At 42.6% G+C, this 17,793-nt stretch carries 9 protein-coding genes and 2 tRNA genes; 4 read left to right on the top strand and 7 right to left on the bottom strand.

Annotated features, from left to right (window positions below; genetic code table 11):
* Positions 1–2 precede the first annotated feature (2 nt).
* Positions 3–6,989 carry a type I polyketide synthase gene (locus tag M2408_RS17820; RefSeq protein ID WP_259184113.1) on the bottom strand — a complete coding sequence of 2,329 codons (6,987 nt, stop codon included), beginning with the start codon at positions 6,987–6,989 and terminating at the stop codon, positions 3–5.
* Between the two features lie 584 nt (positions 6,990–7,573).
* Between M2408_RS17820 and M2408_RS17815 the strand changes: the two genes are divergently transcribed.
* Together M2408_RS17815 and M2408_RS17810 are read left to right on the top strand one after the other, a co-directional pair.
* A tRNA-Pro gene (locus tag M2408_RS17815) sits at positions 7,574–7,647 on the top strand.
* A gap of 525 nt (positions 7,648–8,172) precedes the next feature.
* On the top strand, positions 8,173–8,760 hold the full coding sequence (locus M2408_RS17810; protein WP_259184096.1) for a hypothetical protein: 588 nt from the start codon (positions 8,173–8,175) through the stop codon (positions 8,758–8,760).
* Positions 8,761–8,855: 95 nt separating this feature from the next.
* On the opposite strand, the gene M2408_RS17805 is transcribed toward M2408_RS17810, so the two are convergent.
* The 5 genes from M2408_RS17805 to M2408_RS17785 all read right to left on the bottom strand — a co-directional run bounded on the left by M2408_RS17805 (position 8,856) and on the right by M2408_RS17785 (position 15,453).
* Positions 8,856–9,275 (bottom strand): hypothetical protein, encoded by a 420-nt coding sequence (locus M2408_RS17805; protein ID WP_259184093.1) that lies wholly within the window; start codon positions 9,273–9,275, stop codon positions 8,856–8,858.
* Positions 9,276–9,282: 7 nt separating this feature from the next.
* Positions 9,283–10,377 carry an efflux RND transporter periplasmic adaptor subunit gene (locus tag M2408_RS17800; protein ID WP_259184090.1) on the bottom strand — a complete coding sequence of 365 codons (1,095 nt, stop codon included), beginning with the start codon at positions 10,375–10,377 and terminating at the stop codon, positions 9,283–9,285.
* A gap of 6 nt (positions 10,378–10,383) precedes the next feature.
* Positions 10,384–13,542, bottom strand: a complete 3,159-nt coding sequence (locus tag M2408_RS17795; protein WP_259184089.1) for an efflux RND transporter permease subunit — start codon at positions 13,540–13,542, stop codon at positions 10,384–10,386.
* An 11-nt stretch (positions 13,543–13,553) separates the two neighbouring features.
* Positions 13,554–14,942 carry a TolC family protein gene (locus tag M2408_RS17790; protein WP_259184087.1) on the bottom strand — a complete coding sequence of 463 codons (1,389 nt, stop codon included), beginning with the start codon at positions 14,940–14,942 and terminating at the stop codon, positions 13,554–13,556.
* A gap of 82 nt (positions 14,943–15,024) precedes the next feature.
* Entirely contained in the window at positions 15,025–15,453 is a 429-nt protein-coding gene (locus M2408_RS17785) for an HYC_CC_PP family protein (protein ID WP_259184081.1), read from the bottom strand.
* 260 nt (positions 15,454–15,713) lie between these two features.
* Between M2408_RS17785 and M2408_RS17780 the strand changes: the two genes are divergently transcribed.
* Together M2408_RS17780 and M2408_RS17775 are read left to right on the top strand one after the other, a co-directional pair.
* Positions 15,714–16,133, top strand: coding sequence for a hypothetical protein (locus tag M2408_RS17780; protein ID WP_259184061.1), 420 nt, complete (start codon positions 15,714–15,716; stop codon positions 16,131–16,133).
* A gap of 209 nt (positions 16,134–16,342) precedes the next feature.
* Positions 16,343–16,416 (top strand) — tRNA-Pro (locus M2408_RS17775).
* A 216-nt stretch (positions 16,417–16,632) separates the two neighbouring features.
* Here the strand turns inward: M2408_RS17775 and M2408_RS17770 are convergent.
* Positions 16,633–17,643, bottom strand: a complete 1,011-nt coding sequence (locus tag M2408_RS17770; protein WP_259184048.1) for a GntR family transcriptional regulator — start codon at positions 17,641–17,643, stop codon at positions 16,633–16,635.
* Positions 17,644–17,793 lie beyond the last annotated feature (150 nt).

Here is a 17,793-nt window from a genome sequence, read left to right as displayed (position 1 = left end):
GTTTACCAATTGTTGCCTGACATAATTAACACTTGGCTTTCCGTACCATACCTGATCTCGTTAAGGAAAATTTCCTTCCCTTCATCCAAAGGAATAAGGGAGATGCCACGGCGTTCATATTCTGTTTCCAATGTCTGTGAAACCATGCCGGCACCTTTCCAAGGACCCCAATTGATCGAAATAACCTTTCCTTTCAAGCGTTTATTCAGTACATTGGCATAGTCATCCAACACACTGTTTGCTGCTGCATAATCTGTCTGACCTTTGTTGCCATAAACAGATGCTATACTCGAAAATAAGACGACGAACTGACAGTCCGAACGTAGTTGTTCCGCTAATACGCGTAATGGTTTTACTTTGGTATCAAAGACACGTCCAAAAGAACTGGTCGTTTTTTGTTTGAACAGTTTATCTTCCAACAAACCTGCACCATGGATAACACCATCGAGCTGTCCATATTGTTCATAAATCTGGTGGAGCAAGGCCGTTAATCCAGCCTCATCACAGAGATCCAATGATTCATAAACGACAGTATTTCCTAAGCGTTCCATATCGCGGATAGTCCGTAGGATCTGATTGTTCTTATAGATGCGGAGGGTCTCTTTCTCAATTTGTGCTGGTGCATGGAATAGTCCTGATTGAATAAGATTAGCTCTGATCTGTTCCTTGGAGGTCATTGTTTCCAGTTCTTTCGAGATCGGGATGTCTTTTCTTGGATCTGCTGACCTGCCCACAAGGATGTAAGTACAAGGGTAGGAGGCCGACATGTGTTTTACTAATTCAGAAGTGATACCCTGTCCACCGCCAAGGACAAGGACAACAGATTTTTGATCCAGTTGGATTTGCACTTCTTCGTTGCCTGTCGACAGTGGTGAAGGAATGATATCGACTGTATGACGTTGATCATTTTTGTAGATAACCTCTACGGTTTTATCGGTTGTCAAGATTTCTTTTAGTGCGATTTCAGCGATCTGATCTGTTTCCTGTGGTGTGCTTAAACTGATCAATCGACAGCTGGTCTGTTCAAATTCACGAGCTAGACTTTTAAACAGTCCAGGGTAACCCTGGTAGTGGCGTAAGGCATGCGTATCATTTGTTTTTTCGACATGTGCCGGAATATCAGAGATTAAATAAACCCATTTGGCCCTGTCCAGATCCATTTTTTTGATCAGATCCACTTGATCTATAATATTATGTTGTACTGTTGCTGAAAATATGTCGGAGATAATTAGCCCATCGAAGACAGCAAGATCATTTTCCGGATTGACCAGTTCTGCGATAGCACCATGTTTTTCGAGCATGGTTTTGATGGCTAGTGTCTGTTGCCCATGATCTGGAGCAATGGCAAAACGTTTGCCCTGTAGAATTTCTGTATCTTGTGCTGAAGCCGCATCCGCTGGTGTCAGGTCAAAACGAAGTCTGGACAAGAGGCTCTGTTCAGGAGCTGTATCACTAACTTCACTAATCCAGGAAGCAAGACCGTTAAGGGTTTTAATCGCTGCTAAGGTTTCCATTAGATCTTCGGCATGTTCGAGATCCTCCCCAAAACCAATTTTGGTCTTCAATTCAGCAATGATTTCCATCCGTTTGATAGAGTCTATGCTCAAATCCGCTTCCAGGTCCAAATCCAATCCTAACATTTCTTTGGGATAACCGGTTTTTTCGCTGACGATATCCAGTATTGCTGTTTGTAATTCTGCAAGGGAGAGTGAAGACTTGTTTGTCGTTGCGCTTGCAGGTGTCGATACTGCTGCTGGAGTACTTGTTGCTGGCGCCGCTGTTGCACCGCTGAATTCCGTTAACCAGGAAACCAGGCCATTTAAGGTTTTTATGGCGGCCAATTGTTCCATGACTGTATCTTCATTTTCGTGATCGAACTTCAGTGTTCCAAGCTCTGTACGTAGGGTTCCGATAATTTCCACCCGTTTGATTGAATCGATACTGAGATCAGCCTCCAGATCCATTTCCATACCCAACATTTCATGTGGATAGCCCGTCTTGTCGCTTACCACCTGCAACAATAAAGTTTTAATGTCTTTGGTTGCTGTTTGTACAACTGTTGCGACAGCGGAATTTTCACTGAGAGCTGGTTGAATAGGAATCGGGTTAGAACGATCTGCAGTCACATTTGGTGCAGGGCTCGAATAGACTGGCATAGGTGCTACTTGTGGGTTTTGTCCCAAAAAGGAAAGCATGACATCACGTTGCGCCTGGATCAGCATTTTCATGCTGTTTAAATATTCTTTCAGCATACGCTCAGCAGCAGGTTGTGCTTCTGTCGTTGCAGCTATAGGGTTGTTAAGGTTACTCATTTTAATGGGGCTTACTATTGGCAATGCGCCATTGACAGGTAGCGTTCCTGTCGTTGGATGTGCAGCTTGTCCATTGACACGCCATATAGTAGGGTTTTTCTTATATAAGTTTGGTTGATCTAGCTGGATTGGTTGAATCTGACGGCCTTCAAAAAGTTTATCAATAGCGAAATTGCGACCAGTTCCCAAATATTGTGCAAGCATACAGAGCAGGTGCGTCAATTTGTTGCGGTTGCTATCCTCTACGTACAGGGTCAGTTGATCTTGCTCCAGACAAGATTTGGTCAGGCCCGTCAGCACTTTACCTGGACCTACCTCAATAAATATCCGTGCGCCATCTGCATACATGGCCTGAAGCTCCTCAACAAAGCGGACAGGTTGAACCAGATGATCAGTCAGTCTTGCTTTTATTTCGGATACCGAAGTAGGATATAAGCTTGTTGTTGTGTTTGACCAGACCGGTAGTTGCATTTCTTGGAATGGAACATCCTTCAATACACTCGCATAAAGCTCTTTTGATCTAGCGACTAAAGGACTGTGGAAAGCACAGGCAACCTCCAACTTTTTAGCAGAGACACGTTCCTGTTTTAACAGCTCCATAAGTTTCCCGATAGCTACTGTGCTACCTGCAACAACACATTGCGTCGGAGAATTGTAATTCACCGGATAGCAGCCTTCCACTCGATTTAGGAGTGTCTTCAACTGTTCCGCATTTGTGTTAACAGCAACCATGGTGCCGGGATCTCCATTTTCGACCGAATCCAGGATGGATTGAGCCCGCTTGCTGCTCAGTTCGACTAATTGTTCTTCGTCAAATACGCCGGCGAAACACAATGCCGGTAATTCACCGTAGCTATGGCCTGCCAGCATATCTGGGACGATACCCAATGACTGGAGGAATTTAGCTAAGGCTAAATCGACAATACCCAAAAGCGGTTGCGCCAGACGTGTATCTTTAATGATTTCCTTTTGTTGTTTCAAAGAATCGGCATCAAAGGTAGTTGAAGGGAAGACCACTTTTTCCAGTTCAGGATACTGGGCGATCAGCTTTCGCATTGCAGGGAATACCACAAAGAGATCACGGGCCATATTGATGCGTTGACTACCTTGTCCCGGAAATAAGAATGCTATTTTACCTTCGCGTTTATTGACTATAAAGGTGTCTTTGCTTTCAATACCAGATAACACCAATTCGATTTTCATCATTAGGTCTTCGGCTGTATCGGCAACAATGCTGAGCTGGATCTCTTTTTCAGAAGCAACAGCTAAGCTATAGGCGATATCTTTTAGCGGGAGGCTATCGTTAATATCTAACAGTGCTTTTACCTGACCCAATTGACCCTTAGCTTCGTCGTAGCTGTCGCCACGGAAAACAAATAGTTCCGATGGCCAAGATTGCAATGCAATTGTACTATCTTCCTGCGGATGATTCGCAATAACAGCGTGGAAATTTGTTCCACCAAAACCAAAGGCGCTGATGCCAGCATAACGTCTTTTTTCTCCCCATAAACCTGTTTCGGCATGGAAAGCAAAAGGACTGGTTTGGGCATTATAATATGCATTTGGTTGTTGAAGGTGAAGTGTCGGTGGTTTTACTCCATGAAATACCGCTAGGGAAGCTTTGATTAAGCCTGCCAATCCGGCAGCACATTTTGTGTGACCGATCTGGGTTTTGACCGAACCTAAATGCGTTTGTGCTGGTAAGGCTCCTGAACGGCTGAATAAATTGGTCAGCGCACTCAGTTCTGTTTTATCACCAACAACTGTTCCTGTACCATGCGCTTCAACTAGACCAACAGATGCTGCGCTGATACCCGCTTGATTATAGGCACGTTCCAGTGCGCGTACCTGACCGATTTCTCGGGGAGCTGTGAGGCCTAAAGCTTTACCATCACTGGATCCACCCACACCTTTGATAACCGAGTAAATGCGGTCGCCATCACGTACAGCATCTTCGTAGCGTTTGAGCACCAATATAGCTACCCCCTCGCCAAGAGCAATCCCATCTGCATCACTGTCAAATGTGGCACATCGTCCTTTACGTGATAGCGCATGTGTGCTGGAAAACATCAGGTAATCGTTGATTCCATTATGGAGATCCGCTCCACCAGCAAGCACCATATCCGATTTACCCAGAATAAGTTCCTGACAGGCGAGATCAATCGCTGCAAGGGATGAGGCGCAAGCAGCATCTACCGTAAAATTTCGGCCGCCGAGATCCAGTCTGTTCGTGATCCGACCAGCGATAACATTTGCCAGTATACCAGGGAATGAATCTTCAGTGGTATGAGGTAATGCCTCTTTCACTTCCTCATGAAGTTCTCCGAATACCTGTTTGTAGTATCCCCTAAAGCTATAGCTGTTGGCAAGGTCGTTGCCACCTTCTGCACCGATAATAACGGAAATGTTTTCGCGGTTGATTTGTTTTTCGCCATAACCGGCATCTTCCATGGCACGCTTTGCTACCAATAGCGTCAACAATTGTGTTGGTTCAATAGCTGCGAGCGATTGCGGTGGAATACCGAAAGCTAAGGGATCAAAATCAATTTTCGGAATAAAACCACCCCATTTTGAGTGCGATACGTCCGGACCGTCTGCTTCAGGTTTGTAGTAAATAGCCTTGTTCCAGCGTTCATCTGGAACTTCGGTAACGCTATCTTTTCCAAGGATAATATTGCGCCAAAATTCTTCCAGATTTTTGGCTCCCGGAAAAATACACTCCATTCCGACAATGGCGACATCCAACGGTTTTTCGCTGGAAAGTGGTTCTTCCGGTAATATCGCTTCATGGATATACTGCTGATTGTCGATGCCGACATGTTGATGCAGAGCATCTAGGGAGATTACCTTGTTTTGCATGGTTGCAATCTGGCCGATCATATACATACCCAGGTCCAGTTGTTCACTTTTAGGGATGTTGACCAGTTGATCTCCTTGACGGTCGACACCTTTAGCTGCAATACGCAGGCGACCGACGTTTAATTTTTCGAGTTTTTCCCAGACATCTTTCCTATCCACACCTGCAGCCAATAGCTTGGACTTTTCTCGATTGAAGTGTTGTGCAAAAGCCGTATTTAAGCAACGGGTTTCATGCCCTGGTGCTGTCTCCAGGAGGACAGTGTCCCTGGCTTGCATGGCTTGCAACTGAAATTCTTCCTGAATTGCACCTGTACTTACAGCCTCTTGCGTATAAAGATACGCTGTTCCCATCAATACACCGACTTTTACGCCTCGCGCAGCTAAGGGAGCTGCCATGATAGAAACAAATGCTGTTGAGAAAGCATTGTGTATGCCGCCGGCAAAGAAAACACTGATATGTTCTGGATGATCCTCTTTTAAGATACGTTCGATCTGTTTTTCCCAGAGCACAGTGCTCGAAAGTGGTCCTACGTGGCCACCGCATTCGCGACCTTCGAAAATGAAATTTTTGGCACCCTCCTTTAGAAACATGTCGAGCAAGGCAGGAGACGGTACGTGTAGAAACGTTGTTATGCCTGCTTTTTCAAATACCTTAGCCTGTGCAGGTCGACCACCGGCAATCAGGACAACGGGAGGTTTAGCTTCCAGGATATAGGCCGTCTGTTCTTCACGCAATTCCTGTGGTGCAAAGCCTAAGATGCCCACTCCCCAGGTTTTGTTTCCAGCGAGTTGTTTGGTTTCCATAACCAAGGTTTTCGCTTGTTCACCACGGAGTAGGGATAGGGCAACAAAGGGGAGTGCTCCAGCTTCCGCTACAGCATTGGCAAAAGCAGGGACATCACTGACACGGGTCATGGGACCCTGTGCTATTGGGTAACGTAGGCCTAGTTGTTTCGCTAATACATTGTCCCTGTCAATCGGCTGTAATGCTTTTGCCTGTTTTAAATGGCCGTACATGGCTTCCTTAAATCCGAAAATAAGCTTTTTCAGTGTTCTGAAATCTTCATAAAGATCGATGGCCAAGGAAATGTCTTGCCCCATCGGGATATAACTCGTAGCAGGATTCAGGTCGGTAAAATACGTTCTGAGTTCAGCTGTGTCAACCTGATCCGATAATGTCGGTGAATTTGGCCGCACGAGCACACGATGATTGGCAATGATCTTGGTTTCCGTCCCGTTTAATTTTCCACAGAGCGTTTTGAAGTCCTGGGTAATGGAACATTCCGGAAACAGTGCAAGTTGGCTGTCCAACACAATTCCAGTGGCACCGAGGGATTTTGCGGCAGCAGCGGTATGCAGACCTATGCCGCCCTGTACCCAAATAGGTATGGACTGGATTTCTTTGATAATCCGTTGGAAGAGTACAAACGTGGATTCATATCCAACAAGACCTCCAGCTTCATTTCCTTTTATGATAATTCCTTTTGCGTTAAGCTGTTCCGCTTGTTTGGCTTCTTGCAGACTGCTGACCTGATACACTATAGACAGGTGCGGAGCCGTAGGAGCTAGGGTACCAAAAGGAAGAATGACGACACTTACTTTCTCCGGAATTTCAAGGGATAGAAGTTTATCATTTGGAAAATAAATTCCATAAGTAAATATAGCAGTCTGATCAAGTTGATTCAGTGCTTCCTGAGCGCTGGCTAAGTCGTGTCCCAAACTTAATACGGGAAATGCACCCGCGTGATGGAGTTTGGGCATGAGATTGACGTCAGGCTTTTCAAAAGGCGTTAATCCAATAATGGTTAAATTTTTCATGCATTGATGATCTTGAAAATATAATAGCAGGAGATCCCATAACAAACATCAAAATCGTAGTGGTTTTGATAGGAGGGTTGTTATGGTGGAATAAAAGTAGTTAATTTCTATTATATTTTTAATAATTAAGGTAATTTGATAATGATTTTTTAACAAAAAAGTAGTAAACACCTGAGTATTATTAACCAAGAGGCTACAAATTTATTGAAATTCAGTTGTTGATCGTTTTTTAGGTCTGTGTTTCGAAAAAAATAAATATTTTCTTTATGTTGTAATAACTAAAGGGATAATTTTATCTCATAAAGCTTTTTGAGTTGTGTTTTATAATAATAGGTTGTCGTTTTTGATTTTTACATTATGTTATGCACGATCCTTTTTGGACCTCGCGTAAAGCGAATAAAGCTTTTTGGAATGGGAATATCCTGCTTCACATACCGGTTTTATATTTAACTTTTAAGTTAAATATAAATATTCGTTAATATCTTTCATTAGATCAGCTGATTAGTTTTATTTTTACATTTATGCTTGCAAGGAATGCCTAATAAGCGTATATTTGTGCACACAAAACAAAGGTGATACCTTTTCGGGGTGTAGCGTAGCCCGGTATCGCGCCACATTTGGGATGTGGAGGTCGTAGGTTCGAATCCTGCCACCCCGACTAAAAAGCTCTAACGAAAGTTAGGGCTTTTTTTGTTTCTAGGCAGGACGAGAGCCTACGACATCTTAAGGAGCTGCGAGGTTCGATCCGGAGGAGGCTCAGGGTCGTGCTTGGGCATTGTGTGGCTGAGCCGATACTTCCTCCCGACTGAAAAAGTGTGATGTACATAGCTTTTTTTTTATAGTCAACAATCAATATAATTTTCCACCTTGTTGATCAATCCATTTGCTAAAATCATAAACTAACAGCTCCTTTGATTACAAAGATATTTTGGCATCTATTCCAGGTGCTCTTGAAGATTGTTTAATTTGTCAGTATTTCAGTCTAAACGAACTTTTGGTGATACTCAATCCAATAACTCTGAACCGGTAAATTCCCAACTTGGCAAACTCCGGGATAGCTAAACTCTTGTTTTAATAGTTTGGGTTCTTCATGTGTTGACTCGTAAATGAATGCACGATTTTTGCTTTTAATTTCATTCGGTTTCGGATCGGAAATTAAATATGGATATAAAGAATTCATGCGATGCTGTTTAAAGAGATTCATCTGGCGGGAATAAAATCGGGAAAAATTACCTTGGCTTTTCGTCAATGGAAACAGGCTGCTGTCAAAAGCGGGACGCTGTTAAAGACTTCGGTTGGTTTGGTTGAAATCGGTGCGATTGAAACGGTCGACGAGTCCGCAATAACGGATCAAGAGGCTGTGAGTGCTGGTTTTAAAGATAAAACTCAACTCTTAAAATCTTTCAGACAGTATCATTTGGCAACGATTTTCAGGATACCTGTCCGTTATCACTCCGAAGACCCGCGGATTAAGTTACGGGAGAGGACTGAACTCTCCGAGGAGCAGTTCGTGCAGTTGAAAATAAAAATAGCCCGCTTGGATACTTTTAGTAAACAGGGACCATGGACCAGGTTAATCTTATCTACCATAAAAGAAAATCCCAATCTACATGCGATCGGTATTGCGAGGTTACTGGGTTTTGAAAAGGAATGGCTGAAACTAAATATTCGCAAGCTGAAAAACCTGGGTTTAACAATAAGCCACACCGTAGGTTACGAGATTTCACCTTTGGGTGAGCAGTTTATTCAACTGTTAGAAGCCGAGGAATAGCGATTAAAGCTGACATAAAATAGACCGTTGCGCGATCTTTAATAATGAGGCTGCCCAGACGCAGCCCCATCGTTTTGATCTTCTTTACTGTATGGCTATAATACCTTATTCTGCTTCAGAAACAACTTATAGTTGTCCTGATGTTCGAAATAGGCAACCTGACCTTCATTTCCAATAAGGACAATGTATGCCTTTGCTTTATCTACTTTTGACCCGGTATGTGGATCTATGGCATAGCGTACGTTCGCATCTTTTGGGATTCTCTCTTTGCAATTCTCGCAACAGCCGTAATAGATCTTCCCATCCAAAGGCACTGCCAATTGCTTTTTGCCCATAAATTCGTCATTGACCATACAGACCATATCCTGTGGCACCTGTTGGCCTTTTTTATAACCAAATTGCTTTTGCGTTAAAGCTGGTTCAGCTGCATTGTTGTTTGTGTTTTCAGGACTACCACAGCTTATTGCAAGCGTAATTAATAAAGCTGAGAATAGCATTGATCTTATAATTTTCATATATTTTCTATTTAATAGGTGTTCCTTCTGTGATTTCTTCGTTGGCCATTTTTATCAGCTGGTCGCCCTCCATGAGTTCGCCGAAAACTTCAATTTTATCATTGAGTATTCTTCCCTTTTTTACAGGAATAAACTTTGCGCTACCAGCGGCATTTTTGATGACATAGATTCCCATGTTGCCTTCGACCAATGCCGAACGTGGTATAAAGAAAGTTGCTTTGCTGTTTTTAAGCTGAACTTTTGCTTCGGCGACCATAAAAGGCTTAAGATCCGGATCGTTATTGACAAAGTCCGCTTCAAACTTTTCGGATCGTAACTTCAGATCCAGCGTACCACTTTTTCGGGTTATTGTTGCTTGGAAGTTCTTTTCAGGAAGTGCCCTTACCGTGAAGTTGACTGTGTCACCTATGGCTACATAGGGAACATGTGCTTCCGGAACCGATAGATTTAAACGGAGCTTAGATGAATTTTGGATGACAAGCAGAGGTGTTCCACCCATGGGACCTACATAGGCGCCGATATCTGTATTTCGGGATGTAATGATGCCACTGAAGGGTGCCCGAATAATTAAATACTGATTGATATCCTGTATTTCTGTATAGGCGGCTCGAGCTGCTTTTACACTGGCTTCGTCCGAAAGTTTTTGCGCGGTAATTTGATCCAGGGCATCGCGGGCAATAGCGCCCTTAGTCTGGTTTGCCCGAAACATACGATCGTAATTGGCTTTTGTTGCGGTGTAAATCGCCTCTTGCGAAAGTATTTTGGCCTTTGCATTGGCTATTTGAGCCTGCAATTCGGGTGCTTCCAGTACCATAAGTATCTGCCCTTTGCTGACCTGCGAACCAATATCTACATGGATCGTCTTGACATAACTCTGCACCTTTGCAAACAATGCTGTCTCCTGATCAGGTTTTAGTTCGCCCGCCAGTTGTAACGGAACAGTAGGATTCATTTTGGCAATCGGGATGGTCATTAAAGGCATGGATCCCATTTTCGCGGCTTTTGGGGTTTCCTTTGTGGCGCCGTTGTTCTCTTTTGTATCAGGGTCGCATGCGCTAAATAATAGTGCAATTGCTGGTAATATGATTGACTTAAATTTCATAAAGAATTAGATTTTTGTTTTAACAAAATGAATGCTTTCCTCATCTTCAGGATCCAAAGAAGGTGAGGTCGTTGTTGCTTTGTGCTGTATCCATACAAATACCAGCGGGAGGACGATCAGTACGGAGAAGGTTGAAAAAAGAAGACCTCCGATAACAGCGCGGCCCAATGGTGAGACCTGGTCTCCACCTTCACCAAAACCGATAGCCATTGGTAACATCCCTGCAACCATAGCAATAGTTGTCATGATAATGGGACGGATCCGAAGCTTGGCTGCCTCAATGGCGGAGGTTAATGCATTCTGGTTTTTCAGTCGTAGCGATTCTGCATTATTGATTAATAAAACTGCATTGGCAATCGAAACACCGACAGACATAATGAGTCCCATATAAGACTGTAAGTTGAGTGTCGAACCGGTTAATTTTAATAGTACCAAAGCCCCTAAGATCACAAAAGGAACCGTAGAGAGAATAACGAGTGATATCCGAAAGGACTGAAAAGTTGCTGTAAGCATCAAAAAGATAACCACAACGGCAATCAATAGACCTGTAGCGAGATTACTCATCGTCTCATTCAATACAGGTGCCATCCCCGCGACTTCAATATTGATACCTTTTGGTAGCTCGCCCAAAGATGCAATAGCTGCTTGAATGTCCTGCGAAGCCTGTCCCAGATCTTTTTTATGCAGATTTGCGGCAACCGTGGTGTAACCCATTGTCCCCAAATTATAGCTTTCACCAAGTTCTTTGGTTGCTGTGATTGTTGCGACATCGCCCAGAACAGGACGGTCTGCATTCTTAGAAAGCGTTAAATTCTCCAGTTCTTCTTTACTGTTTAATATATTTTGTGGCGTTTGAACCTGCACATCGTAGGCAATTCCCATCATTCCACCAACCCAAAAATTCTTATTGGTATAGCGTGTGGATGCGGTAGCGGTGATCAGTGACTTTGCGATATCCTGTGCATCGAGTCCCAGTTGTGCCGCTCTTGTCCGGTCGATATTAATCTGTAGGGCCGGATAATCCATGGACTGGGGGATCTGTTGGTCGCGCAGGTAGTCGATCTCCTTTAACTTTCCGAGAAGTTTCTGCGCATACATGCGATTCATCTTTTTCATCATCCCTGAGATCCGGATCTCGATAGGCGTATTGGTGCCCTGACTTAGTATTTTCTCGGTAAGTTCAATGGGTTCGAAAGAGAGCTGTATCTCCGGCATCTTTTCATGAAAGTACTTTCTGAGTTCATCCTTTAGTTCATCCGAATTACCTTTGAGTTTCTTCAATGCCACCTGCATCAGGGCCTCGTGGGGCCCGGCATTGTATAAATAAATTGGGCTAACGGCGAAAGTGGAGGGGTGCTGACCGATAAAAACCGATGATATGGCGATATTATCAGGGCCGACTTTATCTTTTAAAAGGGTTAGAAACTGTTTTACTTTCCCTTCGGTTACTTCGATACGCGTACCTTCAGGGGCTTTTATCCGTACCTGAAACTGACGGGAATTGACCGCAGGCAATACATCTTTACCAATTCCTTGATATAAGAAAAAGCATGCTACCAATGCAAAAATCAGACTTAAGCTTACGATTATCTTGTGTCGGGCGACCAAATTTGACAATAGATGCAGGAAGCGCTCGCGAAAACGATCAAACCAGTTTTTCTTATGTGCAGGATTATGGCATGTTTCGGGATCATGTTTCATCATCCAATTGGCCATCACGGGTACAAAAGTCTGCGACAATAAAAACGAAACAATCATTGAAAACCCGATCGCGAGAGCAAGAGGCATAAACAATGCACCGGGAATACCGGTCATCATAAAGGCAGGAGCAAATACGGCCAGGATGCAGAGCATGATCAAAAGTTTCGGAAAAGCGATTTCCTTACAGGCATCCCAGATCGCTTGGGCACGCGTTTTTCCCAGGGCAAAATGCTGATGGATATTCTCAATGGTCACCGTACTTTCATCGACCAATATTCCGATGGCCAATGCCAGTCCCGATAAGGACATGATATTGAGGGTCTGTCCAAATAGCTTCAAAAATAAAACACCAGAAATAATCGAAATGGGAATGGTCATAATTACAATCAGTGCTGCCCTACGGTCGTTCAGAAATAGAAGCACCATCAGGCCGGTCAGGACAGCGCCCAGAATTCCTTCGATGACCAAGCTTTTCAGGGCATTGCTGATATAGACCGACTGGTCAAATTCGTACGAAATGCTGACATCGTCAGGCATATTTCGCTGGATTTCGGGCAAGCGTTCTTTAAGTTTATTGACAACATCCAAGGTCGAAGCATTTCCTGCTTTAGCGATATTAATATAAACCGATCTTTTTCCATCAATCAGTGCATAGCCCGTGGCGATATCAGCACCATCTTTTATGGTTGCCACATCACGGATGTATACATTGTCTACTGTGTTTTTAAAGATTGGAATTTCCCCCAGTTCTTCTATTTTCTTTACCGTATTGTTTGTCGGTGTCAGATAGTTTTTGTCACCGATATAGACATTTCCGGAAGGAGAGGTGATGTTATTTCTACTGATGGCTTCAACAACCTGTTCCGGAGACAGGTTGTGCGCCCGCAGCTTGTAAGGATCGATGTTTACCTCTATTGTCCGAGGGCTTCCACCAAAAGGTGGAGCTGTTGTCAGTCCCGGTATCTTTATTAAGAATGGTCGCGCACTGAAGTTCGCGATATCCTGTAGTTGATTGTTGGTTTTCATATTGCTACGAAAGACCAGCTGACCGACAGGCTGGGAGGAAGCGTCAAAACGGATGATGAACGGTGGTGGCGCGCCCGGAGGTAAAAATACCTGGGAACGATTGGATAATGCATTGATGGTTGCGATTGCTTCTCCCATATCAATACCCTCATAGAAAACAATTTTCATGAGTGTCAATCCCTGGGTATTCTTTGATTCTATACTCTTAATACCATTGGTAAACAGGAGCATGTTGACGTACATTTTGGTGAAATAACCTTCCATCTGCTGTGGGGTATAGCCGTTAAAAGAGTGGGCAACATACACGACAGGCAGGTTCATTTCGGGTAAGATATCTACTTTGACATCTTTGGTTGCTTTGATACCAAAGAATAATAGGCCAATGACAATAACCATAATGGAAATTGGTTTTTGCAGGGCAAATTTGATGATATTCATAAAGGATAGATTTAAGAATGATGAAGGAAAATATTGAAATCACCCTGCGCAGCGGCCAGCAATAGTAAGGCCTGCCAAACATTATTCTGTGCAATTTCATAGTCGATCTCAGCTCTATTTAAACTATACAATGCCTGGGTATAATCAACCAGGGTTGTCAGACCATTTTCATACAATGCATTATGCTGTTTGTAAGCAAGACTAGCAGCAGACAATTGAATCTCGGTCTCCTTGAAATTGTCAATGGCATTTTTAAGCTGAGAATCGGCGAGGAGAGACTGCGCCATAAAATCTTTTTTATGCTTTTCATGTTCTCTTTGGATTGCCTGGGTATACAATTTTTGCTCCCTGTTCCTGGTATCAAAACGGAAGATATTAGTCAGGTTCCAGCTTAATGAAACGCCAAGCAAATAGTTTACTCGGTTTATACCCACTCCTTTAAAATAATTTGAAGAGTATGCCGAGTTATCCTGCATATAGTTCCAATCGAAACCGGTGCCGCGTCCTTGTAGTACGCCAAAAGCGGAAACAGAGGGCATGCGATTAGATTTTAGGATCTCCTCGGTTTGTATGCTCTCATTGATTTTGCTGTTTTGGAATAGCAGGAATGGATGTTTTTCTACGGAACTTGCAAGTGGCGCTACCGTGCTGTTCGGGATGCTGGTATTATAAGTCGTATCCAGTTGATATGTTTTAAAATCATCATTTAACAAGATGGCGAGTTGTTTTGAGTACTCCAGTTCCTTGTCATACGATTTGATCTGTAGGGATTTTGCATTGGAAACTTCCGCTTTGGCCAATTGGGCATCCACTTCGGCGATTAAGCCACTTTCCGCCCTAGCGGCAGTCATTTCATAAAATACCTGCGCGCGATCCAGATTTTTTTCCAGGACATATTTTATCCGTTGGCTCGCCAATAGATTCAGATAGGCAGCACTTGTTTTTATTTTGTGCTGAAAGATTTCCTGTACAAGATCGGCCTCGGTTGTCTGTTCCTTTATTGAGCCGAGGAACACCTGATTTTTGATCCTTCCAAAGGTGTATACATTCCAGTTGATATTGGCAAAATAGAGCGATCCAAATGCGGCATTCCAATTTTGCTCCGCTAGGGGCATGGATGTTGAGCCCGATGCAAGACCGCCATAGGCATACATAGGGCCATGTTGAGCATTTATTGTTCCAAAGCTCTGCTGTGCTGCTAAGGTGAGATCCGGAAGATATTGTTGTTTTTGAAAGACAGTATGCTGTTTTGCTGCCGATGCAACAAATTGCTTTGATTTTATCTGGTCGTATTGTTCAACGGCACGTGTGAGGGCATCTTCGAGTTTTAAGGTCTGTGAAAAGCCATGTAGGTTCATTCCACAGATTACACCCAATGACGCAATGAGTTTTAATTTCATCGAAAATAAAATTTGTTAGTAGACATCAAGAATTAAGGTGGTACCTGTTTAGGCACCACAAGCTTTTACAAGATGTATGCTATCAAATTCGATAAGTACAATGAAGGATATAGAGCGGATTGCTCCAGATGGGGCTTTTTAAGGATAGATAAGTGAGGTGTTTGTCGTTATTGCTATTGACAAAGGATATATCAAATAGGGCACCCAGCAGTTGGTTGGGTATCGCCGAACCCCAAAATTTTACCGAAAAGTCAAAGTGAGATTGCTTTTTTATACTGTCGTTGAGTTTGACCAGTTTGGACTGATGTTTACAGCAGTCTTTCTTTTTTTTGTTTAATTTCTTGTCCTTTGAAGAGCAGATCGGGCAAGGTTTATTGTTGTCAGGGTTTTCAGTATTCGTCCAGCTGTACAGTTTTACAGCTGTTCCTTTGCAAATATGCTGGTACTGTGTAAGGCCTAAGGCCAATACCGAATATATTATGGAAAGAAAGATGACGACTAATTTTTTCACCTGTTTTAATTTATCTATTGAATTGCCTGCAAATTCGTCTGCGTCATAGGTTGCTTGACAAATCGCAATGGCTTCATGTATCAGTGATGCAAATATATTTTTTCTTTTAAAGGCTTATTTGTACAATTTCATCAAAGTTTTATAACATTTCTCCAAGACTAATGCGAGGTGATTTATCGGAGGTAACTATGGGGGGTGTTAGAGTTTGGTATAATACTTGTAAATGTACCCCCAAAAAATAAATTATTAGCACATTAAAAATGACTTTTAAAAATTGGATGCTGCTATTGCTTGGAGTAATTGCGGTGGGAATGACGTCTTGCAGTAAGGAAACCGTTGATAATATTGGAAGGGATGCTGCACTGAATATAATCCGTACCGGAAATTGGGAACGCTGGACTAAAACTGTTGCAGGAAATAGTGTTGGTGAGTTAAATGTGACCCGTGAAATGATGGAGCAGGGCGAGACACTTAATTTTGATAAAGATGGTGCCTGGCATAAGAAAAAAGATAAATCTGCGGTAGCTTATGACTACAGTATGCCTGATTCAAAAACAATGATTTTTGATGGTGTTGAATATAAAATTCAGGAAAATATTGTCTCTACAGTATCGAAGCTCACACTGGTTAATCAGCAGGGGGCGATTAAAACCACTATGGTAATCAAAAGAAATTGGTAATCTAGACGAGATCAGATGGTCAGTAGCTAAATCTAAAATCTGCTGACCATTTATTTAAGGACTTTTCTTTTATAAATATGTTGTTTATTGGTGTTTTTGAAATTATTTGTCAATATATCAGTTGGTTAAGCGTGTCGTTGAAAATAATTTTGAAAACAAAATATTTTTAGTGTACTTTTGTGCCACACAAAACAAAGGTGATACCTTTTCGGGGTGTAGCGTAGCCCGGTATCGCGCCACATTTGGGATGTGGAGGTCGTAGGTTCGAATCCTGCCACCCCGACTGAAAAGCTCTAACGAAAGTTAGGGCTTTTTCTGTTTCTAAGCCGGACGAGAACCTACGACCTCTTAGGGACTATAAGGTTCGATCCGAAGGAGGCTCAGGGTCGTGTTTGGGCATTGTGTGGCTGAGCCAATCCTGCCACCCCGACTGAAAAGCTCTAACGAAAGTTAGGGCTTTTTCTGTTTCTAAGCCGGACGAACTTGTGACCTCACAATGTTAAAGAGATTTCCGAATGATAACTTGAGTAGGATTGCGTTCGTTTAAAGTTTTCTTTTGAAGTATAGCCTTAGCTGCCGCTTTTCCCATTGCCCGGAAATCAGTAGATATTACCGTAATTCCCCCCTCAAGGATCTCTTTGACGTCAGTATCATTATAGGAAATAAGGCCTATATCCTCGCCCAATGTAAATCCATGTTTCTTTGCCAATTTAATTAAGGATACATCATCCGAATCGTAACGACTAAAGGTGATAAAGGCTGTATGCTTCTTAAACTTTGTCTCATCTACGTCTGGAATAATGTCATAATTAATGCTTGACTCTTCGCAGTATCGGACGAAACCATTGATGACATGTTCGGCATGTAAAGCTTCCGGATGTGCGATCAATATAATTCTTTGGTACTTTTGAATATTATTCTGCAATAAGGAAAGGCTATTGTAAATATCGTATTCATAATCCTGATAGATAGCCGTATAATTTCCGGAGAGTCCCAATTGATTGTAGTCGATAATAATCCGTTTGTTCGGAGGGATGAGATTGATGATCGGAGATGGGTCATCTTTCAGGAATGTAACAATAACAAAATGCGTATAGTTGTTGATGTTTTCGGTGATAATATTGCGAAAGACATTAAAGTTGTGATGATGAAAATAGACGTCGATCGCTGCGGTCCCTTTGGTCTCAACTAACAAAGATTGATAAATCTGTTCACGCATGGTATTCATTTTATCCAGAAGTAACAGGATGCGATAAGAATGCTCCACCTGTTTTTTCTTTACATAATATCCTTTGCGATAGACAGACTCAATTATTCCTTTTTCGAGTAGATAATTAAGACCTTTCAAGACCGTCTCTTTGCTCATGCCGAGTTGATCCTGCAATTGATTTAAAGAGGGAATACGGTCTCCAATATGTAGGTCGTTCTTTTCGATCAATGCATGAATGTGATCTACTAGTTGAAGATACTTCATGCGAGACCCCTTGCCTGTTTCGTTTGTAGTGGACATGTGATGAATAGTCATTTACGATAATAGAGTCAAACTTAGATAAACTTGTTTTTATATGCAAGTCTCGATATTATTCAGATAACGGAATATGTTTGATGATTTTCTCCCCCCTTGAAGATATTCTCAAGAAGAAACTACATCTTTTTTTAA

This window comes from Sphingobacterium sp. BIGb0165 (assembly GCF_024810095.1).
Lineage (GTDB): Bacteria > Bacteroidota > Bacteroidia > Sphingobacteriales > Sphingobacteriaceae > Sphingobacterium > Sphingobacterium detergens.
This window is presented reverse-complemented; position numbering and strand designations above follow the sequence as displayed.